Source organism: Parajatrophihabitans canadensis (assembly GCF_053764775.1).
In genome coordinates this window covers 3129987-3153633 of the sequence record NZ_CM132445.1, presented here as the reverse complement: position 1 = coordinate 3153633, position 23647 = coordinate 3129987, and the positions used below count along the sequence as shown (strand labels likewise).

The window sequence follows — 23647 nt, the reverse complement described above, 5'->3', positions numbered from 1 at the left end:
GTTCCCACTCGGAGGTGGCTCGCCATGAACGCAGCCCGAAGGATCCGCGGTGGCGCGGTGCTCGCTGTGCTGATAATTCTCCTAGCGGGTTGCGGCACGAAAGCCACCGATTCAACGACCTCGGCCGGCTCGGCCGTGGACGCGAACGTAACCGCCGACGACACGACGCCGGCGACGGAGGGCGCCGGCCCGGAGGTTCCACAGCAGAGCCAGCAAAGCGGCCCCTCGATCTCGCTCGCGTCGCTCCCGGTCGGCGGTGGCGCCGTCGGTGACGACAGCGGCGCGCAGCAATGCGTCGAGGTCAATTGGGTTGGCAGCAAACCGATTCCCCCTGGCATCAACATCGCTCTCGACGGTTTTCGAACGCTGCCGTCGGGAATCTTCCAGATCGGCGGCAACGCCTGCCCGCCGGACAAGCCGTCCTGCAACTCATGGCACTGGGCACAGGACACCCAAGACATTGCTTGCGTGGCCGCTGGTACTCAGATCGCTGATGCAGTAGGCGACGTGACTCTGATCGTCTCGGCTACGGTCGAATGCGCAGACCAGAACAGCTGCGCCAGTTTCGGCAAGGCGGTCAATGACGGCCCTGGATCCTCGGTGGCTTTCGTGGCCCGACACGAGAATGTAGGCGGGGCCAGCGAATCATCCTCGGTAACCGAGGGATCACCTTCAGAAGGCGGGGATTCCTGGTCGCACCCGCGCCCGCACGTCTTTGGCGGTTGACTGCGATGGCAGCCGAGAGCTCAGCTGGGCAACTCGAGCGTTGGGTGAATTTTGCGGCGACGATCGTCGCGCCCGCGACGGTACTGAGTGGACTGCTGTTCTACTTCGGTTACGTCTCCTCACGAGCTCAGTTCGACTACTTCGGCGTCGACGTCGACACCATTGGCCTGAGTACTCGTGACTACGTGATGCGCAGCCCTCAGCCATTGCTCGTGCCGCTGCTGGCCTTGACTTTGCTCGGCATCGGCTTGCTTCGGCTGCACGCCGGAATAAGCCGGCGTATCGGAGTGGTCGCGTCGCGCACGCAAGAGGCGCCCAGACTGGCGCGATATCGCGCGCGGGCCCGTCAGGCAGTCTGGGCCGGGCTGGGCATGCTGTTCACCGGGATTGTGTTGCTGCTCAGCTATCCGTACCTACGTGAGTGGGGCTTCTTCAACCTCGTCACTCCGCTGGTGCTCGCTGCCGGTGCGGCCTTGGTTGCCTATACCTCGCGTATTCAAACGGTGCTGCGTCCGAGACCACCGACGGCCTCGGCCGAGGATGCAGCCGACGATGCAATCGGCGAGGCAGCGCGTGCACATGCAGATCGTTCGATGGTCGCACTCCGGCGCTCGGGCAGTGTGCTCATCTTCGTGGTGATCGTGGCGAACATCTTCTGGGCGACCGCGACCATCGCACAATGGTCGGGGCGGGGCCTGGCGCACTACCAAGCCAATCACCTCGATCGACTTCCCAGCGTCATCCTGGACACCCACGAGCGGCTGTTCCTGCGCGACCCTGGAGTCGAGGAGACGGTACTGCCCGCCTCGCAGGGACAGACGTTTCACTACCGGTACCGGCATCTGCGACTGCTTATCGAAGGCGACAACCGGATGTTTCTGGTGCCCGATCGGTGGTCAGCAAGCGATTCGACGCTCGTCGTGCCGCTGTCCGACTCGGTGCGGGTGCAATACCAATTCAAGAACGAGGCTCCCTGAATGTGAGGTTTTCGTCCGTTCCTTGCACCTGGGTCGCACTGCTGGTGAGATGAACCGATGGTCTCCGACCGCGATCTTTTGAATTTTGACCACTCATCCCTTCCTGACGGCGACAACTTGAACGTTGCGGCGCTGCTCGAAGTGCACGGCGACCTCTATCGCAACCATCTCGCGATAGCCCTTTTTCTGTCCGAGCGGCGATATCACCTTGCTCGGCAGCACGTTGTCCGTCCCGTTGCCGAGGATGGCCGCTTCATCGGTGAGGACCACACCCTCAGCGACATGATTACCGGTTTACGACGCGGGGATTTTCTCCCGACCGGGGAGTGCCTGAAGGAACTCGAGCGCGCCTTTCCTGTCTGAAACCATTGGTCAACCGTCCGCGTTCAGGTTAGTTTGTGAGCGTGTCCGAGCTGTCGAATACGCGCCGGAGCTACGACTTGGTCGCTGACCAGTACGCGAGCGAGATCGCAGACGAACTGAGCACGAAGCCCTTGGATCGCGCATTACTGAATGGGTTCTGCGAGCTGGTCGGCGGTTCGGCTGTCCTCGATGTTGGCTGCGGACCTGGCCATGTCGGTCGGTATCTTCGCGAGCGGGGCGTCCAGGTCACGGGTATCGATCTATCCCAGGCCATGTGCACGGTTGCGGCGGGTGCCGATAGCTCGCTGCCAGTCTGCGTTGCGGACATGGCTGCGCTTCCGATCCGGTCAGGTGCGGTGGCCGGTGCGGTCTGCATGTACGCCGTTATTCATCTCGACGCCAAGCATCGCGCCCTGGCGTACGCAGAACTGGCTCGCGTCCTGTGCCCGGGCGGGCACGCCTTGGTGGCGTTTCACATTCGGGATGCCGAAAACCCGGCCGGAGACTCCCGGACGATGACGCGCTGGTGGGATGAGGACGTTGACCTGACATTTCGATTTCTCGACCCTGCCGCGGAGGCAAAAACGTTGGCCGACGTCGGGTTCGAGTTGGTGGCTCGGCTAGACCGCGCGCCTCACGATGGTCACGAACACGCCAGCGACCGGTCTTACCTGCTCCTTCGGCGAGCTTGACCCCCAACCGTTGGCTTTACCGGGGAGCGTCGAGTCAGGCGCGCGGGTGGGTCGTGTCGGTGTTCCAGATCAAAGGCAAGCTATTGAGCCCCAACAGGCCGCCCTGAGACTCGTCGTAGCTTTGCCTCTCGTCGAGCTGGTATTCGGGAATGCGCTTGTGCCATTCCTCGTACGCCACCATCAATTCCATCCGGGCAAGGTGCGAGCCCAGGCAGCGGTGCGGACCGACGCCGAAGGTGATGTGTGAGAGGTCGCGACGGTCGAAGTCCACCTGATCGGCATGTTCGAACTGTTCATCGTCGCGGCCCGCCGAAGACAGGGCCAATGTGAACCGCTGACCGGCCTTGACCGGGCAGCCGTCGATTTCGGTGTCGGCCATGGCGGTGCGGCTGATGTTCACGATCGGATAGAAGCGGAGCAACTCTTCGAGAGCATTGGGAATGATCTTGGGATCGCGCACCAGCCGATCGCGATCTGCGGGGTGAGTAGCCAGATGATGGAAGCCGTAACCCAGCTCAGCCGTGACGGTATCGAGTCCAGCCATGAACATCAAAAGATAGAAGGACAACAAGTCCTGATCGCTGACGTCCTCGCCGTCGATCTTCCAGCTCATGGCCAGCGATGTCAGATCGGTTCCGCGGTCTTCCGGTGACAGGGCGCGCCGTTGAGCGATAATGTCCGAAAAGTACTTCGTCACTTCGATCTGTGCTGCGACCTGCCGTTGGTAAGCGGCGCCCGGGTCATCGTCCTTAGCGTGAATGATGTCCATTTCCCAGCTCAGGAACTTCTCCAGCAGGTCGACGGGAAGGCCCATCACGTGCTTTAGAAACATCGAGGTCGGAAAGCGCAGCGAGAATTGCTTGATGAAGTCGCAACGACCGTCGTCGATGAAGTCGTCGATCAAATCATTCGCCAGCACACGTGCTGACGCTTCCCATTGCGCCACGTGACCGGGAGCGAAGAATGGGCCCACCAAACGGCGCCAGATACCGTGCAGGGGCCCGTCGATCGCTTGCGGCACCAAGGTGAACGCAGCAGGCTCACCGGTCACGGGATCATAGGCCTTGCTGTGAAAGATCTCTGGCTGCTGTGCGATGTCGCGGATATCGTCTGCACGGGTATAGATCAGATCGCCGGTGCCGAGCGTGAAACGGCGGCCTGCTTGCCTGATTCGGTCGTACTCGTCAAATGATGTGAGTGGTGGCCGATCATTGCGGCCATCGGTGATGACGTCGCTGAACGGACAAAGTTCGGAAATAACCGCATCTCGCGGATCTGCCTGAAGTTCTTGAGTCATTTTGTCTCCGATCGTACGATCAGCCGGTTTCTCGGAACAGACACTGTCTCTATTCAGGAATTTATCACGGACGCGCTTTGACTCACCGATCTTCATTTCGCGATGGAAACTGGAGATCAGATCGGCACGAATGTCAGCACCGAATGTAAGCACCGACTCTCAGCGCTGAATGCCACGTAGTAATGACTCCGCAAGTGAAGATACGGCGCGGCCAGTCAGTGCTGGGCCGGGCTGTCGGCGACAGACCCGACCCAGCGTCTGAACTCGGCCTATCACTGATCAGCTGTGATGAGCCTTCTTGGGTGTCGGGTGGACCAGCGCGACGATGCCGTGCTGGTATTCGTCGGTGCCGATAGCGATCACCAGGTCATTCGGCGTGCCGATGACACCGTTACCGAACGCCATTCCCCACAATCCGTCCGCTCCGATCGGCTGGTTGTGAGCGTCGCGCACCGTGCCCAGGAAGCGTCCGGTGTGCTGGTTGAAGGCGTTGATCTGGCCGCCGTCCTCATTTCCGACCAGTAGAGCATCGGCGAATCGACCCCACGTGTGCGGCGCAATGACCATGCCCCACGGCCCATCCAGCACGCCGCCGGTTATCAAGCGACGCTGCAGGCTGCCGTCGAGGTTGTAGACGTCGATCGCGCCGTGTACCGCCGACTGCACGCCGGGTGGCGGCGCGTAACTCACGTAGATGTTCTTGCCGATCACCGCGACGTTGTAGGTCGTGAGGCCAGCAGGCAGCTTGCGGTCCTTGAGGATGCTGTCGAGCTGCCATTTGCCGTTGTACACGAGCACATTCGTCGTTGCAGCATCAGCGGCGTAGAGGCGCGCACCATCCTTTGTGTGGGCGAGAGCCAGACCGGTGAAGACCGTGCCCGACACGCTTGCCGTTGTCGTCGTCTGGGTGCCTCCTCCCCAGGCCGACAGCTGGCCGGACAGACTGTCGAAGAGGAACTTGCTCGGAGTGCCGTCCGGAAGGGTGAATTCGGTCGTGTCGTTGAACACGACGCCGGTCGGCCCTGGTTGGGTAGTCACCACCAGCGGCACCTGGGTCGGGCCGGTGTTCGTGCTGTACAACGTGCTTGTCGACGTGCCGTTGTTGGAGACCCAGAGCGGAGTCGTCGGGCCGAACGCGATACCCCAGGGGTTCACGAGGTGAGTATCGGTGACGGGCGCGATGCCGGCCTGGTCGGAGACGATCACGGTCTCGACGTAGGACCCCCGATCGCTTTGGTCAGCGGCGGCGGGTATGGACCACGCCAAGAATCCCGATGCCGCGACTGTAGTGAGTAACGCCGTTCCCCGCCGCAGTGTGCTTGAACGCATCGCACACTCCTTCCCTAGAAAATGAGCGGACAGACTTAACACGCTCACAGGATCGGGACGGTTCAACCTCGCGCAGATCTGCGCCGTAAATAAACGACCAGCCCACAAGTCACTAATCGGAAATGTGCTGGGCAGAGATCCACTCGAGCGCTGCGGGGCCGGAATCGAGCACCGAGACGTGGCCGTCGGACGCTCGCAACCAGAGCTCAGACGAAGGGGTATGACGATCGAGCCACACGGCATGTGAGCTCGGCACGATCCGATCCTGGCCACCGTGCAGAAAGAGCACGGGTGCGGCGACCTCTGCCGGGCTGAACCCCCAAGGGGCGGCGTAGGCCAGATTGTCGTCCACCATCCCGTCCGTCCCAGCTCCGAATGCTTCGCGCGCCACACCAGCGAGCCAGGACCAGTTTCCCTCCAACGCGGCATGATCTGCCGGGGTGAACTGCTCTGGATCGAAGTCCGTGGATGCGAGGTAGTTCTCCAGCGCAGTACGACCCGAGATGGCTGCCCGCAGTTCCGCCACACCGGCCGCGGCCATACCTGCGAACCAGTCCAGACCGTCGGCGCCGAGTGGAGCCAACCCGGACGCAGAAACGACGGACAGCACACGTCCGGGCAGGAGAGCGCCGCAGGCCAGCGCGTGCGGGCCGCCGCCAGAATGTCCCATTACCGCGAACCGTTGGATGCTCAGCGCATCTGCAACGCCGGCAACGTCGCCAGCCGCTGCCGCCACCGCTCGGCCAGGTTGCACCGTTGACGGACCGTACCCCGGTCGGTCATAGGAAACCCAACGGATGCCATACCTGGCGGCGGCCGGAAACAACGGCTCCGGGGGTGCTCCGGTGTTCGGAGTGCCGTGCAGCCAGAAGACCGCCAAGTGCGTGTTCGCGCTCTCGGGATCGGTGTCATAGACGTGCAGCGTCCGACCATCGCTCAGCTCGACATCCGACTCGGTAACCACGGATATGGATCCTAATCCGCACGCGAGATGCAGCCTGCCGGGTCGTGAATTGTTCAGCGGCCCGGCGCCGGTTCGAGGTATCTGAGGACAGTTGGCCGCCGACCCTCAGCTGTCGTCCAGGAGGCCGGCGCCGACTCGATCAATCTCCAGCCCCGCCCTTGGTAGAAGCTGACAGCGGCCAAGGAGTCCTCGGCGACCTCAAGCCAGGTAGTCAGACCCTGGGAGTGTGCGAACTGCGTGGCGACGTCAACCAGCTCGGCCGCTGCGCCAACCCCGCGCGCGGCTGGGGAAACAAACAGTCGAGCAATTTCTGCCTCCGCGAAAGCTTTGGCGTCACCTCGAGGCGCGCCTCGTACCAAGGCAATGTGGCCGGTGACGACGCCCGCCTGCACAGCGATCCAGGCCGCTATCTGGCCGGTCGGCGTCAGCCATGCCGCCGGATTACTCGGCCACGTAAGGGGATAGCCATCGGCACCGTGGACTTGGCGGAGTATGTCCACGCACGTTGGCACGTCCTGCGCTGTGCGCTTTCGTACCACGATGGGCTGGGCCGACATCCTTCTCCTTCATCGCTAAACCGATACGCCGATTAGGCGGGCTATCGTTTGTTCCAGATCTGCTGCGGGCACAAGCGGGAATGACACGCGTTCAAGCATCTTCGGATTGGTGACGCGCGACCAATCGTAAACGTGAACGACTGCGCATCCTCCGCCTGGCAGCGGCTCGAGCTGCCAGCTCCAGTGTTGGCCAGAGGGTGGCCGTCCGACGCCTGCAGTCATCCAAGCGATGCGACGGTCTTTGACGAACTCGACGACGTGATTCTCGGTGCGGTAGTCACCGATGCCGTCGATGTGCATCTGCATCGTGAACATCTCGCCGACACCGGTGATCACCGTGCTGCCCACGGCTGCCACCAGCATCGCCGAGCCATCGATCTCGGCGTGGCGGCGCGGGTCGGCCAAGATGGCGAAGATGGCGCTCGCATCCGCCTCAGTCTTCTGGGTGACCTTCAGTTGCGTCGCTGACTGCTCGTACATGTGATCATCCTGCGCTGCCGCAGGTACAGATCTGGCTCGACGAACTATAGATGTGACGACATCGTCAACGACGACGTTGCTTGCCAGAACTCCTGCTGCGGCTTGCGCGGAAGATCGGTAGTGTCGAACCGTCCTCAGATCTCTGCGAAAGGAACGTCACGTGAAAGCCATGACCTGCCCATGCGGCGAAGCACTGACCGGCGAGACTGACGAAGAATTTGTAGAAAGCGTCAACGCACATTTCGCGGCTGCGCACCCCGAGATGTCTGGCAAATACACCCCTGAGCAGATTCTGTCCCGCGCGCAGGAGGTCTGAGTTCGCACACCCTGCAGGCCGCTACTCCCGAGGGACTCCCAGCTTCGGTACGCCCCCGAGGCCGAGGTTGTAACGGACGTTCTCTGAGTATTCCGCCAGCTTTTTCCACAACGCATCATGCGCTGGCCAGGGGATCGGGTTGTCACCGTCCTGCCAGCTGTCCCCGAAGGTGATCCAGACGACGGTCCAGTCCGCTGCGATCTGCCATCTCCCGTTGCTCCAGTCAATGAGCGCACGACGGATCTGCATCGCCGCTTGTTGCCCGTCTGCGAATGTCGACGTGGCGTGCACCGCCCACACCCGGAAGTCATGCGACATCAGGTCGAGCTCGAAATCATCGAGCACGGCTGGATTGACCAGCACCGTTGCCATGTTCTCAAAGCCAGGCCCTCTCATGAGTTAATTATTCAGCAGGCGCTCGGCCATAGTCTGGCGGGGTGAACAACCACCAGCAGCTCGGTGCCTCGGTGCGCGTCCGGTTGGGGCAGTGAAGACGGCCCGCTTTAGCGCGCAGCCGGCAGTACCGGCATAGTCATAGCGTGCAGACCGTAGGGCTGACCTGGCAGCATTCCGGCGAGGTGGCGGCGGTGCTGACGGTGGTCGGTGGTGGTATGGCCTTGTCGACCAGTCGCGCAGTGCGAGCCGTCGGAGCGTTTGCCCGAGAGACCGCGGTCATCGGTGTGCTGTACGGATTGTGGCAGCTCGCAGGCCGAATTTCGGTCACCGGCACCGACGGCGCCTTTCAACGGTCGCGCTGGATCGAGCGCTTCGAACGAAACCTGCCTTTGCCGTCCGAGTCGGATCTGCAGCAACTCATCCTCGGGCACCGGCTGCTCGTTGAAGGCGCGAACCTGTACTACGCCGCGATGCACATCTCGGTGATGCTGGTCTTTCTCATCTGGCTGTTCATCCGGCATCGAGACCGCTACCGACCGGTGCGGATGGTGATGGCGTGGACCACCCTCTGCTGCCTGCTCGTCCAACTGTTACCCGTTGCGCCGCCGCGGATGCTCCCGGGCATTGTCGACACCGGCCTTCTCTACGGGCAGTCGGTCTACAGCAATGGCCTGCCCATCGATCAGTTGTCTGCGATGCCCTCGGTGCACGTCGCCTGGGCGGTATTGGTCGGGTATTACACCTGGCGAATCAGCACCAGTCAGTGGCGTTATATCGGCCCGGCGCACTCGGCCATCATGGTGTTCGTGGTTATCGCCACGGGCAACCATTGGTGGCTCGACGGGATCGTCGCGGTGCTGATCCTGTCGATCTGTGCGTGGAGCACTTACGGAATACGAACGGCCTGGCGATCGACCTTGTTGCATCGACAGATCTTTCGCCAACGGCTGCGGTCGGTGGTCGCGGCCCCGGCACTGCGGGCCGAGCGGTAAATCAACTGACCAGGGGCGACGCCTGCGTCGTTGTGATGAAACAACACAGCTGGGTCTCGCGCGACCGTCAGATCAATGGCACCATCAGGCAAAAGCAGTTCATGATCGGCGAGTAGGCGCGCGCGGCGGGCGCACGCGAGACAGAGCGCTAGCGGGCGAGCTTCGCGGCTGGACCCTCTCGCCCTAACCGAAAGGTTCTGCGCATGGGCATCGACGCATTTCGATTCGACGGTAAGCGCGCGCTCGTTGTCGGAGGCGCCAGCGGTATGGGCGCCGCCGCGGCCGCGATCATCCGCGACCTTGGAGCCGAAGTGATCGTCTTCGACCTCCAGGACATCGACATTGCCGGCGTGAAGGCGGTACATGTGGATCTGCGGGAAAGCGCCAGTATTGACGAAGCGCTGACCCAGGTCGGCGGGCCCGTCGATGCATTGTTGTCGTGCGCTGGCGTCGCCGACGGCACCGCCGGCATCGAGAAGGCCAACTTCATCGGCCATCGGCACCTTATCGACCGTCTGTTCGAGAGCGACAACCTGCCCAAAGGCTCTGCCATCGCGATGATCTCGTCGGTAGCTGGTCTCGGCTGGGAGGCGAACCTGCCCCGCCTCATCGAATTCCTCGACACTCCTGACTTCGATGCTGCCTCGGCTTGGATCGAGGCCAATCCTGATACCGCGACCTACGGATGGTCCAAGCAGGCGATCTGCGCCTACGTAGCCCGGCAGGCCTATCCGTTCCTACGACGCGGCGTGCGGATCAACAGCATCATGCCCGGCCCGACCGACACGCCGTTGGCACGCGCGCACGCCGAGACGTGGCTCGGATTCGCAAAGGATTACCGCGACGACACCGGCATCGAGGCGTCCACGCCTGAGCAGCAGGGTTACCCACTGGTCTTTCTCTGTAGCCAGGCCGCGAGCAACCTCAGCGGCATGAACATCATCAACGACGCCGGTTACGTCAGCTCGGGGCTCACCGGGTCCTACGACGCGCCGGCCATCAGGATGATGCTTGGCCTGCAGTGACGCTGGTGGCAGAACACCACGTCGCGCCGAGCGTGTAGAACTGCGGACATGACGACTTCATCCTCATCCCCGTCCTCGCCAAGCCAGGACTCGGCGCCGCGAAGCACTGCACTCCTCGACACGGCAGCGCTGATCACGGGTGCGAGCAGCGGAATCGGTGCGGCTACAGCAACGGCACTGGCAGCTCACGGTGCGGCGGTCGCGCTGGTCGCCCGACGCCGGGACCGACTCGAACATCTCGCTGCCTCGATCATCCGCAGCGGCGGGCGCGCCCTCGTCATCGAGGCGGACGTGACCTCACGCGAAGAGGTCGAAACCGCGGTGACGGCCACGGTGGGGGAGTTCGGTCGCCTCGACACGGTCATCGCCAATGCCGGCGTCATGTTGCTCGGTCCGGTCGTCGATGCGCCGGTCGAGGAGTGGGACCGAATGGTCAACATCAACGTTTCCGGGCTGCTGTACACAGCTCATGCATCCCTTCCGCACCTGCTTTCGGCCGCGCAACAGGCGCCGAGGAACGTCGCGGACCTGGTGTTGATCAGCAGCGTGGCGGGTCGAGTCCCGCGAAGCGGCAGCGGTGTCTACAACCTCACCAAGCACGGCGTCGGTGCGCTCGGCGAGGCCTTGCGTCAGGAGGTGACTCAGCGTCACGTTCGAGTGAGCCTGGTCGAACCTGGCGCAGTAGAGACCGAGCTGAGCGGGCACAATCGGCCTGAGATCCTGGACGGTATCCGTGCTCGATTCGGCGACATCGAAAGGATGCAGGCAGAAGATATCGCTGATCTGATTGCCTACATCGTCACGCGCCGCCGTCATATTGCCATCAACGAAGTCCTGATCAGGCCTACCGAACAGCCGTGATCTGGCCAGCGTTACATCGCCGATCCCGAGAGTTAGCCTAGCGGCCCTGTAACGGCCCCGCCCAGCGCCAATCCCCTTGCGGCCCAAGGAATTCCACCCGCTGAATCTCGTCGTCGAGTTCGTCCTCCTCCTGCGCCCAGGCCAAGGCGGCGGCGTGGTCGGCGAAATCACGCTCAGCCACGACATCACCCATGCCGTCGAGGAACCGGTAGCTCACCACGACTCAGAAACTAGCAAGCCAATTTGGCCAGCGCCTAGCGGCTAGTCGGTGGCTGGTGGGACCTCGTCCGGGTCATAGTCGTCGATGCCGGCCTGCACCCGCTCTTCTTCGGTGCGATGGGCAAGCTCGTCGTCGTTCGGACGACTCGGGGCCTTTCCGTGCTCGTGGTGGTCACGTGGCGCGAATTCAGTCGGTTCGAAGACGTCATCGAGATTCGGCTCGTCGTGCGGACTGGTCATGGTCGCCCTCCTTTGCACGTGCTGCTTGCAGGCTCTCTTTGGATAGTAGGAGCCTTCGAGAACTCTTGCCGGTTTCGATTAACACTGATACAACCGGCCCCAGACGCCAACTACCCCACGGAGCCGCACGTGCCAATCGACATAAGCGATCTCGTCAAGCCGGAACACACGGCAGTCGTAATCAACGAGTGTCAGGTCGGGGTGATGGGCGATCAGTCAGTGCTGCCGGCCATCGCGGACGAAACGCGATGGATCATTCCCAACGTAGCCCGACTGGTTCAGGCTGCCCGGACGTATGACGCAGCGGTCATGCACACCGTCGCTCGCCCTCGCGCTGACGGTAGGGGCGGCCGAACCGGAGGTGTCGTTTCTCGTCATACCCGACCTAAGGGCCCTGCCCTCGACCCGGATCAGTTCAGCGCGATCATGCCGGAAATCGGAGTCGCCGAAAGCGATTTCATCGTTCCCCGCTTCGGCGGTATGGGCGGATTGAGCAGCTCTGGCGCCGTGTCGATTCTGCGGGCACTCGGTGTACGAACCCTCGTCCTCGGCGGCATTACGCTCAATGCCGGGGTGTTTTCCATGATGATCTACGCGATCGACGAAGGTTTTGACGCGATCGTCGTCAGCGATGCCTCTGGTGGATTTCCGCGAAGCTACGGGGACGAAGTCCTTCAGAAGAGCATCAGGCCCTTCGCACCGGTCGTGACCGTTGATGAGATCGTAGCGAGCTGGCAGCGGGCTGCTGAGACTCGGTAACCCTCGTTCGGTGCTTAGTGATGGGCCGCGTTTGATGCGCCCTGCGTGAGGACGTCCACCAATCGGTGGACCTGACGATCCCCTTCGTCATCAGCCAACCGGTCGATTCCAGCGAGTATCGGCCGACGGCAGTATCGATCTCAGTCGGGTGCCCTTGCGGGCGGAACCGAGACCGGTACACAGTCACGAGGAGATCATCATGAACCGCACGTTGGCGTCCACCCTTTGCTACGAAGATCCAGAGGTGGTAGCCGGCGGTGACCGCCCGAGCGATTTTCGTTCCTACGTCGAGCGGATCCTCGATCGGTGTTCGAGCACACCGGACGCGATCATGCTCAGCGATCCAGACCGTGATATCAGCGCCAAGCAGTTTGGCGCGCTCGTCCTACGGCTGGCGCAGACGTTGGCTGCCCGGGGCCTCGACCGCGGCGATCGGATAGCCATCCTGGCCGACATCTCCGCCGAGGCGCTAGCGCTTCGTTACGCAGCACACCTCATCGGCTGTGCGACCGTGTACTGCCCGAACACCGGCTCCGTCTCCCGCCTCTCCGGGTTCATAGCCAAGATCGCACCCTCGGTACTCGTGGTGTTTCCACGGACCGCTACGGCGGCTTGTCTCGCGGCCGCCGAGAACCTGGTGCCGGTCGTTTACTCGATCGGTCCGGTGTCAGGAGCCGACGTCGACCTCTTAGCCTTGAGCACGACGCCGTCGCAGGCGGCGGTTCCCGCTCGCGTCGGGCCCCAGGACCTCGCGGTGCTCATCGCCTCTGGGGGTACGACCGGCGAGTCGAAGGCGAGCCGCCGGAGCTTCGGGGCTTACGCGCGTGCAGTCGCGGGCCCCCCGGCGGCCGACCACAAGCTTCTGATCTGCACGCCGTTCGCCTATATCGCGCAAGTCCTGACGGACCAAACGCTGCTAGGCGGAGGCCGCGTCATCCTGCGCGACGGCTTCGATCCCGCTGCGGTGCTTCAGACGATCGAGGCGGAGCGGATAACGCATCTCTGTCTGGTGGAGCCGTTGCTCGTCGAGCTGATCGATCATCCCGATCTGCTCGTGCGCGATCATTCCTCGCTGGTTGCGCTAAGCCATATCGGCGCTACGGCGCCCGCGAGTCTGCGACGACGACTGTTGGAACGGATCGGCCCGGTTCTGGTCCATCCGTACGGTGCGAGCGAGGCCGGCCTCATCAGCGTGCTCGCCAGCCCGGAATATGACTTGTCGCGGCCTGGGCACCTCGCGACTACGGGTCGAGTGCTGCCCGGCGTCGACCTGCGCGTTGTCGGGCCGGACGGCACCTACGCCAAGCCCGGCGTCGAGGGCGCCATCGTGGTCCGTACTCCGGGACTCGCCGATGGCTACTGGGGCCGCCGGTCCCAACCGGCCTTCTCCAACGGCTGGTACTGCACCGGCGATCTCGGCAGGCTCGATGCGCAAGGCTATTTGCAGGTACGGGGCCGCCTGGCCGATGCCCGGCACCTGAACGGACGGACGGTAATGCCGGTCGATATCGAAGACGCAGTGTGCAGCCATCCCGATGTTCGGTACGCCGTCGCGCTACCTCTCGATCTGCACGGTGCCGATGCGTTCGCGATGATGGTGGTGTGCGCGCCTGGAACCCAGGTAAGCGTGGACGATCTTCGCGGTTACATCGCGCGGCAAAGCCCCGATCTGGTGCCGGCAACCTTGCTCATCGTCGACAAGATCCCGATTACCGAGCAGGGAAAACCGGATCGTTCGAGCATCGGCACGGTATTGAAGAACGCCGCCCGCGATGCTGGAGCGATGTTGGTAGGTAGGGGCTCAGGTTGGAGGGCCAGGTCACGAGATCGCCGCGGCCCGTCGGCGCCGCGGCCGGCCCGGCTACTATCGGGTCATAGATCAAGCGTTCTCGCGGTTGGTGTGATCCAGGAGGCGCAGTGCGTATCGCTCTGTTCGTGACGTGCCTCGTTGATGGTCTGTTTCCAGATGTCGGCAAAGCGACGGTAGCGCTCCTGCAACGACTCGGCCACGACGTCGAGGTTCCCTTGCAACAAACGTGTTGTGGGCAGATGCACATCAATACCGGTTATCCCGATCAGGCGTTGCCCTTGGTTCGAAATCATGTGGCAGCATTCGGCGGGTTCGACGCAGTGGTTGCCCCAAGCGGCTCGTGTGTTGGTTCGGTTCGTCATCAGCACGAGGGCATCGCCCGTCGCGGTGGCGACGAGGCTCTGGCCGAGGCAGCAGTCAACCTCGCCGAACGTACTTATGAACTATCGGAATTGTTGATCGACGTTCTCGGCGTGACCGATGTCGGCGCCTACTTCCCGCATCGGGTCACCTACCATCCGACTTGTCACTCGTTGCGGCTGCTACACGTCGGGGACAAACCCCTGCGGTTACTTCGAAACGTGCGGGGGATCGACCTGGTCGAGCTTCCAGACGCCGACGCCTGCTGCGGATTCGGCGGCACGTTCGCGATCAAGAACCATGATGTTTCGACAGCCATCCTTGCTGACAAACTCGCCGCCGTCAGGGCCACGAGAGCCGAAGTGTGCTCGGCCGGCGACTCGTCGTGCCTGATGCACATCGGCGGTGGTCTGAGTCGGCTGCGCACCGGCGTGCGCACTCTGCACCTCGCCGAGATCCTGGCCAGCGTCGATGCTGGGTCGGTACGGCGATGACCTTTCTTGGTATGCCACATGCGTCACCCGGCGTCGGCGATCTGCGCGGGGAGCTCTCATTTCCTGAGGCCGCCAAGGCCGCGTTGGCCGATTCGCAGCTTCGCCGCAATCTGGGCTCGGCGACTGCGACCATTCGTGCCAAGCGTGCTCAAGTGGTCTCTGAATTGCCTGACTGGGCGCAGCTGCGCTCAGCAGGTGCGGCGATCAAGGATGAAGTGCTGACCAATCTCGATCGGTACCTGCTTCAGCTGGAGGAGCAAGTGACCGCGCGCGGCGGTGTCGTACATTGGGCACGCGATGCGGTCGAAGCCAATCGCATTGTCACCGAGCTGGTTCTGGCAACTGGAACCGACGAGGTAGTGAAGGTCAAGTCGATGGTCACCCAAGAAATCGGCCTGAACGACGCGTTGGGTGCAGCGGGCATCACCGCGCACGAGACGGACCTAGCTGAATTGATCGTCCAGCTTGCCGAAGATCGTCCGAGCCATATTCTGGTACCCGCGATTCACCGCAACCGCGCTGAGATCCGTGAAATCTTTCTGCGCGAGATGGTCGGCGTCGATCCCGACCTGACCGATGACCCGGCTCAATTGGCTGAAGCGGCGCGGCGCTACCTGCGGCAAAAGTTCCTGAATGCGCAAGTCGCAATCAGCGGCGCGAACTTTGCCATTGCCGATACCGGCACGCTGGTCGTCGTCGAGAGCGAGGGCAACGGCCGGATGTGCCTGACGTTGCCCAAGACGTTGATTACGGTGATGGGAATCGAGAAGGTGCTGCCGACCTGGCAGGACCTGGAGGTTTTCCTGCAATTGCTGCCTCGATCATCGACGGGCGAACGGATGAACCCGTATACCTCGATGTGGACAGGTGTTCACAGCGGTGACGGGCCGGAGGAGTTTCATCTGGTGCTGCTCGACAACGGCCGTACCGCGACGCTGGCTGACCCTGATGGCCGTGCGGCGTTGCGGTGTATTCGCTGCTCGGCGTGCCTGAATGTCTGCCCGGTGTACGAACGAACCGGCGGTCACGCTTATGGTTCGGTTTACCCTGGCCCGATCGGCGCGGTGCTATCCCCACAGCTCACCGGAGTAGCCGAGAACGCTTCGCTACCGTTTGCCTCAACGTTGTGTGGCGCGTGCTTCGATGCGTGCCCGGTCGCGATCGATATTCCGACGATGCTCGTTCACCTGCGGGCTGAAGTGAATGCGGACAAAGCTACCCGTCATCGGCTGCCTGACCCGGAACGGACGCTGATGGCCGCCGGGGCGTGGGCGATGGGTGACCCGGCTCGGTGGAGGAGGGCACTTCGCGCGGCTCGGTTGGGTCGGCTGCTGCGTGGGCGACGATTGCTGCCGCCACCGTTGTCAGCCTGGGTGCGGGCTCGTGACATCCCCCAGCCCCCGGCTCAATCGTTTCGCGACTGGTGGATCGACCGATGATGCAAGCAACCTCGGGAGGTGCGCGCGAGGAGGTTCTCGCAAGAATAGGGAACGCGCTAGGCCAGACTCGCGCTGAAGTCAGTGTCGTGCGCGGGTATCGCGCTGCTGGTCGCGGCGATGCCAATCGCCGCGATGCGGGCGACGCTGATGCCGACGGCGGCCAAGACCTGGCGGGACAGTTAGCCGACCGACTCAGCGACTATCGCGCGGTCGTCCATCGGTCCTCCGTTGTGAATATCGGGCAAGCTATCGCCGATGTGCTGGCCGCTCGCCGAGTACGAACGGTCATCGTTCCGCCCGGGTTTCCGTCCGAGCTCCTCAGCCGGGCCGCTATCGAACCGATCAGCGACAACGAGCTGACTACCGAAGCAATGGACGCCTGCGATGGCACCATCAGCACCTGCGCGGTTGCCATTGCAGAAACGGGCACGATAGTGCTCGATGCCGGGCCCGGCCAGGGACGTCGGGCGCTCAGCCTCCTCACCGACTACCTGCTCGTCATCATCTGGCCGGAACAGATTGTCGCGATCGTGCCGGACGCGGTTGCCCTGCTGCAGCCGGAACGTCCGCTGACCTGGATCAGCGGGCCCAGTGCCACGAGCGATATCGAACTCAAACGAGTCGAGGGTGTCCATGGTCCACGCGTGCTGGACGTCCTCCTCATCACAGCTGAAAGCGGTGACGCACGCTCAGAGGTGGGCTGAACCGCCACCCACGACGGGAATCGACTGTCCGGTTACCCGGCCGGCTCGGTTCGAGCACAGGAATGCCACGAGGGCGGCCATTTCTTCTGGCTCGCCCATCCGTCCCAAGGGAATTCGCTCGGTCATCTCCCTTGAGACCTCCGCAACAGTCTCACCGCGCTCCTTGGCCAGCCAGATCCAGTAGGAACGGTTTCGCTCAGTGAGAATCGAGCCGGTGAGGATGTTGTTGACAGTGATTCCATCGGTCGCCAACCTGGCGGCGAGCAGCCGGTACATGCCAGCTACCGCCGGCCTGACGACGTTTGGAAGCAGGTGCGGCAGATGCGTTGCCGGCTCGCGGGCCACACCGGAACCGATATTGCAGATCCGCCCCCAACCGGCCGCCTTCATGTCCGGCACGCAAGCCCTGGCCAGGGCCCAGGACGAGATCAGCAGCTGTTTGAACTCATCGCGGTAGGCCGGTGTCGGCATCGATTCGAAGGTGCCGGCCCCGGGCCCTTCGCCTTCCTTATCGGCGTCGATGACGTGGCCGATCACATTGCTGACGGCGATCCCCACAGGTCCGAAACGCTGATGCGCCAGGTCCAGCACCCGGTCGACCTCGGCCGGTTCTGTCATATCGGCGCTGATCCCGGCCACCTTGCCGGGCGCGATCTGCTCGAGGTCGGCTATCGCCTCATCCAGATTGCTCTGCGTTCTGGCTGCAATGACGACCGCAGCTCCCTCCGAAGCCAGGGCGCGCGCGATGGAACGGCCAATACCACGGCTGCCGCCAGAGACGATCGCAACCTTGCCGTCGATGCCGTAATCCATCAGTAGACCGCCGATCCGGCGCCACCATCGACGCTGATGGTCACGCCACTGAGGTAGCCGGCACCGACCGAGCACAAGAACGCTACGGTGTCCGCGACGTCCTGGTCCGTCGCCTGCCCGCCTCGCAGGACGGCGTTGGCGGTGATGTTGTTGCGGCCGACCTCGCCGGTCACGACCTTATGCAGCCCGAGCATTCCGAGTGAGACGATTGCCGAAAGCTCGTCCTGCTCGGCGTCGACGGATTTCGCCTGCGCGGTACCGATCCAGACGAATCGACCCCACTGGTTCTCCAGCATGCGCGGTAGCGCGGCGCGATAGCTCTTTACCGCATTCAAGACATCGTCCCAGGCGTGATAAAGGTCGTCGACTCCGTCGAGCGCAAGGAGGTCGCTGCCTGGCTGGCGGCGGCCAGCCGCAACGACGATGTCGGCGGGGGCCTCGCTTGCGTCGGCAATGACAGCGCCTTCGCGGACGAGCAGGTCTGCACAGGCGTCCAGCGCGCTCGTGCCAGAACCGCAGATCGATACCACCCGGCCTTGCAGACCAAGCTCCATGGCGTTGCTATTCCGTCCGAGACATCATCGGCTCAGCATGCCGGGCAACGTGGTGCCGACGAGTGCGGTCGCTTCGTCCATGATCGATTGCACGAGTTCGGCGCAGGTCGGGATGTCATGGATGAGCCCCTGAGCCTGGCCCGCCCACCACATGCCGCCGTCCATATCGCCGTTGGCGAGAACCTCGAGTCTGCCGCGGGCGCCGGAGGCCAGGTGGGCTATGTCGGCGAAGGTGCTGCCCTCGCGGGCCTCGATCTCCGCGATTTCCGCGGAGACGGCGTTGCGGGCCACGCGGGCGGTGTTGTTGAACTTGCGGAACACGATCTGGGTGTCGCGTTCAGTGTTGGCCACGATTTGAGCCTTGACGTTGTAGTGCACCGGTGCCTCTTGGGTGGCCACGAATCGGGTTCCCATGTTGATTGCAGAGGCGCCGAGAGCAAGCGCGGCCACTAGTCCCTTGCCGTCGGCGAATCCGCCACTGGCGATGATGGGGATGTCGAGGGCACGGGCGGCGGCCGGAATCAGCACGAGCCCGGGCACGTCGTCCGGGCCCGGGTGGCCGGCACACTCGAAGCCGTCGATGCTGATTGCGTCCACGCCGAGCGATTGGGCCTTGAGGGCGTGGCGTACCGCGACGGCCTTGTGGATGACCTTGACACCGGCCGCCTTGAACGACGGCAGGTGCGGGGCCGGGTTTGAACCGGCGGTCTCCACGATCTTGATACCGCCGGCGATGATCGCGTCGCGGTACTCGTCATAGGGCACCGGCTCGACCGTGGGCAAGATGGTCAGGTTCACGCCGAACGGACGGTCTGTCATCTCCTGGCACCGCGCGATCTCCTTCGCCAGCGCCTCTGGAGTGGGCTGGGTCAGCGCGGTGAGAAAGGCTAGGGCGCCAGCCTGGGCGATCGGCGCGATGAGCTCAGCGGTACCGATGCCGGTCATGCCGCCACAGATAATGGGGTGCTCGATCCCGAAGGTTTCTGTGAACGCGGTCTTGAACATGACGGCTCCTAGGTAGTGTCCGAGCCGCCGCCTGCGTGGCGAACTCGCTTCTGACAGTAGAACGAATAGATAGCCCAATAGACCTTACGAATGGTTGCGATGCGCTGCAGTAGATTGTGACCAACAGCGGGCGCAAATCGCGGTCGAGATCACTATGCACCCCGCACTGCTGCACCCGCACTGCTGCAACCGCACTGCTGCAACCGCACTGCTGCAACCGCACTATGCGCCCGACCGAGGGCAGATGGAGTGTCATGGCTATCACGGTCTCGGTCGAGGCTGACGTCGCGCACGTCGTATTGGACGCACCCGGGCGCCTCAACGCCTCAGATCTGGCCGATTGGCGGGCGCTGCACGCAGCGATCGTCGAACTCAGCGAGGCAGCCGGACTGCGCGGCCTCGTGGTCCGAGGTGCCGGGGAGGCTTTCTGCGCGGGTGCTGACCTCGGCCTGCTCGATGACCTGCGTGCAATGGATGAGCCCGCCCGACGCGACGTGCTCGCGCTCGCCGCTGACATGGTGTTGAGGCTGACTCGTTTCCCGCTGCCGACAGTGGCCGTGGTCGATGGGGCGTGCTTCGGTGGTGGGACGAGTATCGCGATGGCATGCGATCGCATTGTGAGCACTTCGCGAGCCAAGTTCGGCTTCGTGTTCACCGGGCTCGGTCTACCTGCGGGTGACATGTTGTGCAGCTGGTTGTTGTGCCGTCGGATCGGCACCCGAAAGGCGTGGCCGATTCTCGAGACGGCCGGCGTCGTGACCGCTGAGCAAGCTCTTTCCCTTGGCCTCGTCGATGAGATATCGACCGGGTCCGCAGCGGAGATCAGTTCAGGATTGCGCTGGTCGACAAGTGCGCCGGGCGCCGTCCGGACTACGAAACAGCAAATACTCAGGATTGAACGAGCATTCGGCGAGCTGGACGACCTGGTCCGGACGCAGGTGGACGAACTTACGCGTGCGGTAGGCGGCCCTGAGTTTGCCGAGGGTCTGGCGTCGCTGCAGCAGCGGCGCAAACCCAACTACGGCTAGCCGCGGTCTTACTGATCGCTAGGCCATAGCACGTCGTCGGTCAGGCCGCCCATACCGCTCGGGCCGCCGTCGATGGAGATGGTCTGACCGGATACCCAACTGCTGAGCGGACTGACGAAGAACAGCACGCCGTTCGCGATGTCATCCGGATAGCCGACCCGACGCAACGGGACTCGTTGGCCCATCGTTTCAGCGGACTCGCCGAACCGCGCCCAGGAGCGCAGCGCCCCCTCAGAGGCGACGCCGCCCACAGCGATCGCGTTGCAGCGCACGCCTTTGGGCCCCCATTCGGCCGCGATCACCCGGGTGAGCATCTGCAGGCCGGCCTTGGCGGCTGAATATGCGGCGCCGCCCTTGACTCCGTTGACGCCGGCGGCCGAGGAGATATTCACGATGGCCGGCGAACGAGATTTGACCAGATGTGGAAGCGCCGCCTGAGCGCACAGATAGGCAGAGGTCATGTTCAGCTCGACCGCGTTGCGCCAACGATCGGGCGGAGTGTCCTTCAACGGGAACATGTAGGCGCCGCCGGCGTTGTTGATCAGAATATCCAGCTGGCCATAGTGATCTGCGGTCGTGCTGATCAGGTTGGCGACGCTGTCGTCCTCGCGGACATCGGTGGGAACGACCAGGGCCGCGCGACCGGTTGCCTCGCGCACGCTGGTGGCGGTCTCTTCTAGCCTGTCAGCCTTGCGCCCGGCCAGCGACACATCGGCGCCGTGCTCAGCGAGCAGGTGCGCGGTGCGCGCCCCGATTCCGGTACCGGCGCCGGTGACAACGGCCACCAGGCCGCTCAGGTCGAGAAGAGCATCCATCGACTATTCCCCTTATTTTTCTGAGACATTCTTTCAGTGGGCAGGAAATTGCGCGTCGTCCTGGCGCATGTAATCGACGACCTGCTGTGGACCGAGTGGCTGCGTCGTCACCCGAGCGCCGAACGGACTGAGAGCGTCCCGCACCGCATTGACCAGCGCTGCTGGGGAGTTGATCGCACCGCCCTCGCCGATCGGCTTGAAGCCGCCGGGCGTCGGAGAGGGCGTGATGATGTGTCCGTACTCGATCGTCGGGACCTCAGCCGCCGTCGGCAACAGGTAGTCGAGAAAGGTGGTCGTGAGCGGGTTTCCCTCGGTGTCATAGACGAAGTTCTCGTAGAACACGCCCCCGATGCCCTGGATCACGCCACCCGCGATCTGCCCCTCGACGACCATCGGGTTGATCATGTTTCCGCAGTCCTCGCTGACGACGTATCGCAGGATTTCTACTGCTCCGGTAACGGGGTCGACCTCGACGATGGTCGCATGCGTGGCGTTGGAGAACATGAAGTTCGGCGCCCGGATCCGAAACACCACGTCCAGGCCGGGTTCCATCTCCGGTGGCAACGCAGCATGACCCGCGTACGCCATGGCCGCGATATCAGCCAGGGCCATGGTTGCCCCGGGGTTGCCGCGGACCGACACCACCCCGAGCTCCAAATCGAGATCGTCCGCCGAGGCCTCCATCGCTTCGGCAGCGACCGCCAGCACTTTCCTGCGCAGCAGGAGTGCAGCTTCGCGCGCGGCTCCACCGTAAACCGCGGCGGTGCGGCTGCCGCCAGTCCCGGAACCGAATGGAGCAACGTCGGTATCGCCTTGAGTGAGAACGACATTGGCGATGTCGACGCCAAGGCTGTCGGCGATCACTTGGGCCAGGGTCGTCTCGACACTCTGGCCGTGGCTGCCCGATCCCGTGGTGGCGACGACGGTTCCGCCATAGTCGATACGGATGTTCACCTGTTCGGCACCCATCACACCGAAACCGACGGAGGGCTCGATGTAGGAACTCAAACCGATACCGAGCAGCCGCCCACGGTCGCGCGCCTGCTGTTGTTCGGCGCGAAATTGCGGGTAGCCGATCATCTCGGCCGCCTGCTCCAACGTGGCCTGCGGAGTCACGGTCTCGTAGACCAGCCCGCCCACGGTGGTGAACGGCAACTGCTCGGGCTTGATGACGTTGACTCGGCGAAACTCCAGCGGATCCATCCCAATGGCGGCGGCGGTTACGTCCATCATCTGTTCGCGCGCCACCGACTCCATCATCCACGGACCGCGGTAGGCAACCCGTCCACAGGTATTGGTAAAAACGGTCTCGGCGCTGAAGAAGAAGTTACCGAAGTCGTATGGCCCGGAGAGGTACATCCCGACACCCGAAGCGCTGCTGCCCACCGAATACGCCGGGAAGGCACCGACATCCTCACGATGATGTGCCTTGACGCCGAGGATCTTTCCATTCTCATCTGTCGCCACGGTCATCGTCAGGTCATCGTTGCGTGCGTGGCCGCCGGCGATGAGGTTCTCGTTGCGATCCTCGATCCAGCGAACGGCGGCCTTGAGGCGATACGCCGCCATGATCACGGCGAGCTCCTCGGTGGCCGGAAACATCTTCTGCCCGAAGCCGCCGCCGACGTCCTCGGCCAGTACGTGCACCTGACTCTCCTTCAAGCCAGTCAGGCGCGCGGCGCAGCTGCGGACTTCGTGCGGGCTCTGGGTGGCAGACACGATCTCCAGGCTCTGTCGATACGGATCCCAGCGCGCGTTGATCCCTTGACCTTCCATCGGCACGCAGAGATAGCGATGCTGGGTGAATGTCTCGGTGACGACATGAGCGGCGTTCGCGAGGATCGACTCCAGGACCGGATTCTCCATCGGCATCCCCGGTCCCATCGGACCGGGGAGCAGCTGTGCGACGTTGCTGCCCCACTCCGGATGGACGAGATTCTCCGAGTCGGCCGCGACGCCGTCGAAGCCGGACTTTTCTACCAGGACGGGCGGCAGTTGCTCCAGGTCGAGGTCGATCAGATCGACGCCGTCCTCGGCCAGGTAACGCGATGATGCGAGCACCATCGCGATCGCCTCGCCGACGAAGCGGACATCGTGTTCGGCCAGGAGTCGTTTCGGTGGCTGTGGAGCATCCTTGCCGATCATGTTCTGCCACCACTCGCGCGCGTGCGAGTTCAGGTCAGCCGCGGTCAGAACGGCGTGGATTCCAGGCAAACCCTGTGCCGCCGAAACGTCCAACTTGGTGATGCGCCCTCGTGCGAGCGGGCTGCGCAGAAACGCGACGTGCAAGACGCCGGGCCAGGCTACGTCCTCGACATAGTGGCCGTTACCCGTGACCAGGCGTAGATCCTCACGGCGCCGTACTGACTGGCCGACATACCTGGCCGCGGGTGCATTCACAGTCGATCCGCCTTCCCGAGCATTGGCAGGGT

General features: G+C 63.4%; 27 protein-coding genes. 14 read left to right on the top strand and 13 right to left on the bottom strand.

What is annotated here, in order from left to right; genetic code table 11:
- The first annotated feature begins 24 nt into the window (after positions 1-24).
- The 4 genes from ACSMXN_RS15285 to ACSMXN_RS15270 are packed head-to-tail and all read left to right on the top strand — an operon-like array spanning position 25 to position 2758.
- A complete protein-coding gene (locus ACSMXN_RS15285; protein WP_022912924.1) occupies positions 25-726 on the top strand; it encodes a hypothetical protein in 702 nt (233 codons plus the stop codon).
- Positions 727-731: 5 nt separating this feature from the next.
- A complete protein-coding gene (locus ACSMXN_RS15280; RefSeq protein ID WP_022912925.1) occupies positions 732-1703 on the top strand; it encodes a hypothetical protein in 972 nt (323 codons plus the stop codon).
- Between the two features lie 57 nt (positions 1704-1760).
- Positions 1761-2066 (top strand): hypothetical protein, encoded by a 306-nt coding sequence (locus tag ACSMXN_RS15275; protein ID WP_022912926.1) that lies wholly within the window; start codon positions 1761-1763, stop codon positions 2064-2066.
- 41 nt (positions 2067-2107) lie between these two features.
- Entirely contained in the window at positions 2108-2758 is a 651-nt protein-coding gene (locus ACSMXN_RS15270) for a class I SAM-dependent methyltransferase (protein ID WP_051148834.1), read from the top strand.
- A 34-nt stretch (positions 2759-2792) separates the two neighbouring features.
- On the opposite strand, the gene ACSMXN_RS15265 is transcribed toward ACSMXN_RS15270, so the two are convergent.
- The 5 genes from ACSMXN_RS15265 to ACSMXN_RS15245 form a co-directional block, all read right to left on the bottom strand.
- Positions 2793-4055, bottom strand: coding sequence for a cytochrome P450 (locus ACSMXN_RS15265; RefSeq protein WP_196811240.1), 1263 nt, complete (start codon positions 4053-4055; stop codon positions 2793-2795).
- A 279-nt stretch (positions 4056-4334) separates the two neighbouring features.
- Positions 4335-5384 carry a TIGR03118 family protein gene (locus tag ACSMXN_RS15260; RefSeq protein ID WP_022912929.1) on the bottom strand — a complete coding sequence of 350 codons (1050 nt, stop codon included), beginning with the start codon at positions 5382-5384 and terminating at the stop codon, positions 4335-4337.
- A 112-nt stretch (positions 5385-5496) separates the two neighbouring features.
- Entirely contained in the window at positions 5497-6348 is an 852-nt protein-coding gene (locus ACSMXN_RS15255) for an alpha/beta fold hydrolase (protein ID WP_022912930.1), read from the bottom strand.
- 53 nt (positions 6349-6401) lie between these two features.
- Positions 6402-6905: a GNAT family N-acetyltransferase gene (locus ACSMXN_RS15250; protein WP_022912931.1), complete on the bottom strand. Its 504-nt coding sequence runs from the start codon at positions 6903-6905 to the stop codon at positions 6402-6404.
- Positions 6906-6920: 15 nt separating this feature from the next.
- Positions 6921-7385 (bottom strand): polyketide cyclase, encoded by a 465-nt coding sequence (locus ACSMXN_RS15245; protein ID WP_022912932.1) that lies wholly within the window; start codon positions 7383-7385, stop codon positions 6921-6923.
- 160 nt (positions 7386-7545) lie between these two features.
- On the opposite strand from ACSMXN_RS15245, the gene ACSMXN_RS15240 reads away from it, so the two are divergent.
- The gene (locus tag ACSMXN_RS15240) at positions 7546-7701 is read left to right on the top strand and encodes a DUF1059 domain-containing protein (protein WP_155958328.1); all 156 of its coding nucleotides are present in this window, start codon (positions 7546-7548) and stop codon (positions 7699-7701) included.
- A gap of 21 nt (positions 7702-7722) precedes the next feature.
- Here ACSMXN_RS15240 and ACSMXN_RS15235 read toward each other — a convergent pair whose 3' ends face one another.
- On the bottom strand, positions 7723-8097 hold the full coding sequence (locus ACSMXN_RS15235; RefSeq protein WP_035943521.1) for a hypothetical protein: 375 nt from the start codon (positions 8095-8097) through the stop codon (positions 7723-7725).
- Between the two features lie 143 nt (positions 8098-8240).
- On the opposite strand from ACSMXN_RS15235, the gene ACSMXN_RS15230 reads away from it, so the two are divergent.
- The 3 genes from ACSMXN_RS15230 to ACSMXN_RS15220 all read left to right on the top strand — a co-directional run bounded on the left by ACSMXN_RS15230 (position 8241) and on the right by ACSMXN_RS15220 (position 10975).
- The gene (locus ACSMXN_RS15230) at positions 8241-9089 is read left to right on the top strand and encodes a phosphatase PAP2 family protein (protein WP_022912933.1); all 849 of its coding nucleotides are present in this window, start codon (positions 8241-8243) and stop codon (positions 9087-9089) included.
- A 203-nt stretch (positions 9090-9292) separates the two neighbouring features.
- On the top strand, positions 9293-10114 hold the full coding sequence (locus ACSMXN_RS15225; protein ID WP_022912934.1) for an SDR family oxidoreductase: 822 nt from the start codon (positions 9293-9295) through the stop codon (positions 10112-10114).
- A gap of 48 nt (positions 10115-10162) precedes the next feature.
- Positions 10163-10975 carry an SDR family NAD(P)-dependent oxidoreductase gene (locus ACSMXN_RS15220; protein ID WP_022912935.1) on the top strand — a complete coding sequence of 271 codons (813 nt, stop codon included), beginning with the start codon at positions 10163-10165 and terminating at the stop codon, positions 10973-10975.
- Between the two features lie 37 nt (positions 10976-11012).
- Here the strand turns inward: ACSMXN_RS15220 and ACSMXN_RS15215 are convergent, their stop codons facing one another.
- Both ACSMXN_RS15215 and ACSMXN_RS15210 read right to left on the bottom strand, forming a co-directional pair.
- A complete protein-coding gene (locus ACSMXN_RS15215) occupies positions 11013-11195 on the bottom strand; it encodes a hypothetical protein (RefSeq protein ID WP_022912936.1) in 183 nt (60 codons plus the stop codon).
- Positions 11196-11236: 41 nt separating this feature from the next.
- Positions 11237-11434, bottom strand: a complete 198-nt coding sequence (locus ACSMXN_RS15210; RefSeq protein ID WP_022912937.1) for a hypothetical protein — start codon at positions 11432-11434, stop codon at positions 11237-11239.
- A gap of 129 nt (positions 11435-11563) precedes the next feature.
- On the opposite strand from ACSMXN_RS15210, the gene ACSMXN_RS15205 reads away from it, so the two are divergent.
- The 5 genes from ACSMXN_RS15205 to ACSMXN_RS15185 all read left to right on the top strand — a co-directional run bounded on the left by ACSMXN_RS15205 (position 11564) and on the right by ACSMXN_RS15185 (position 17000).
- Positions 11564-12193, top strand: coding sequence for an isochorismatase family protein (locus ACSMXN_RS15205; protein WP_022912938.1), 630 nt, complete (start codon positions 11564-11566; stop codon positions 12191-12193).
- Positions 12194-12392: 199 nt separating this feature from the next.
- Positions 12393-14132 (top strand): ANL family adenylate-forming protein, encoded by a 1740-nt coding sequence (locus ACSMXN_RS15200; RefSeq protein WP_155958329.1) that lies wholly within the window; start codon positions 12393-12395, stop codon positions 14130-14132.
- Complete coding sequence (locus ACSMXN_RS15195) at positions 14111-14857, top strand: (Fe-S)-binding protein (RefSeq protein ID WP_022912940.1); 747 nt, start codon at positions 14111-14113, stop codon at positions 14855-14857. The genes ACSMXN_RS15200 and ACSMXN_RS15195 overlap by 22 nt, the downstream gene beginning before the upstream one ends.
- Positions 14854-16296, top strand: a complete 1443-nt coding sequence (locus ACSMXN_RS15190) for a LutB/LldF family L-lactate oxidation iron-sulfur protein (RefSeq protein ID WP_022912941.1) — start codon at positions 14854-14856, stop codon at positions 16294-16296. Before ACSMXN_RS15195 ends, ACSMXN_RS15190 begins: the two co-directional genes overlap by 4 nt.
- Positions 16293-17000, top strand: coding sequence for an LUD domain-containing protein (locus tag ACSMXN_RS15185; RefSeq protein WP_022912942.1), 708 nt, complete (start codon positions 16293-16295; stop codon positions 16998-17000). The genes ACSMXN_RS15190 and ACSMXN_RS15185 overlap by 4 nt, the downstream gene beginning before the upstream one ends.
- On the opposite strand, the gene ACSMXN_RS15180 is transcribed toward ACSMXN_RS15185, so the two are convergent.
- Genes ACSMXN_RS15180 through ACSMXN_RS15170 form a run of 3 tightly spaced genes read right to left on the bottom strand, consistent with a single transcriptional unit; the run spans position 16986 to position 19372 of the window.
- Positions 16986-17813 (bottom strand): SDR family oxidoreductase, encoded by an 828-nt coding sequence (locus ACSMXN_RS15180; RefSeq protein ID WP_035943524.1) that lies wholly within the window; start codon positions 17811-17813, stop codon positions 16986-16988. The genes ACSMXN_RS15185 and ACSMXN_RS15180 overlap by 15 nt on opposite strands.
- Complete coding sequence (locus tag ACSMXN_RS15175; protein WP_022912945.1) at positions 17813-18367, bottom strand: hypothetical protein; 555 nt, start codon at positions 18365-18367, stop codon at positions 17813-17815. Before ACSMXN_RS15175 ends, ACSMXN_RS15180 begins: the two co-directional genes overlap by 1 nt.
- Positions 18368-18391: 24 nt before the next feature.
- Positions 18392-19372 (bottom strand): NAD(P)H-dependent flavin oxidoreductase, encoded by a 981-nt coding sequence (locus ACSMXN_RS15170; protein ID WP_022912946.1) that lies wholly within the window; start codon positions 19370-19372, stop codon positions 18392-18394.
- 254 nt (positions 19373-19626) lie between these two features.
- Here ACSMXN_RS15170 and ACSMXN_RS15165 point away from each other — a divergent pair, with 254 nt between their 5' ends.
- Positions 19627-20400, top strand: a complete 774-nt coding sequence (locus ACSMXN_RS15165) for an enoyl-CoA hydratase/isomerase family protein (RefSeq protein ID WP_022912947.1) — start codon at positions 19627-19629, stop codon at positions 20398-20400.
- Positions 20401-20408: 8 nt separating this feature from the next.
- On the opposite strand, the gene ACSMXN_RS15160 is transcribed toward ACSMXN_RS15165, so the two are convergent.
- Both ACSMXN_RS15160 and ACSMXN_RS15155 read right to left on the bottom strand, forming a co-directional pair.
- Positions 20409-21215 (bottom strand): SDR family oxidoreductase, encoded by an 807-nt coding sequence (locus tag ACSMXN_RS15160; protein WP_022912948.1) that lies wholly within the window; start codon positions 21213-21215, stop codon positions 20409-20411.
- Positions 21216-21248: 33 nt separating this feature from the next.
- A complete protein-coding gene (locus ACSMXN_RS15155; RefSeq protein ID WP_022912949.1) occupies positions 21249-23615 on the bottom strand; it encodes a molybdopterin cofactor-binding domain-containing protein in 2367 nt (788 codons plus the stop codon).
- Between the last annotated feature and the right edge of the window lie 32 nt (positions 23616-23647).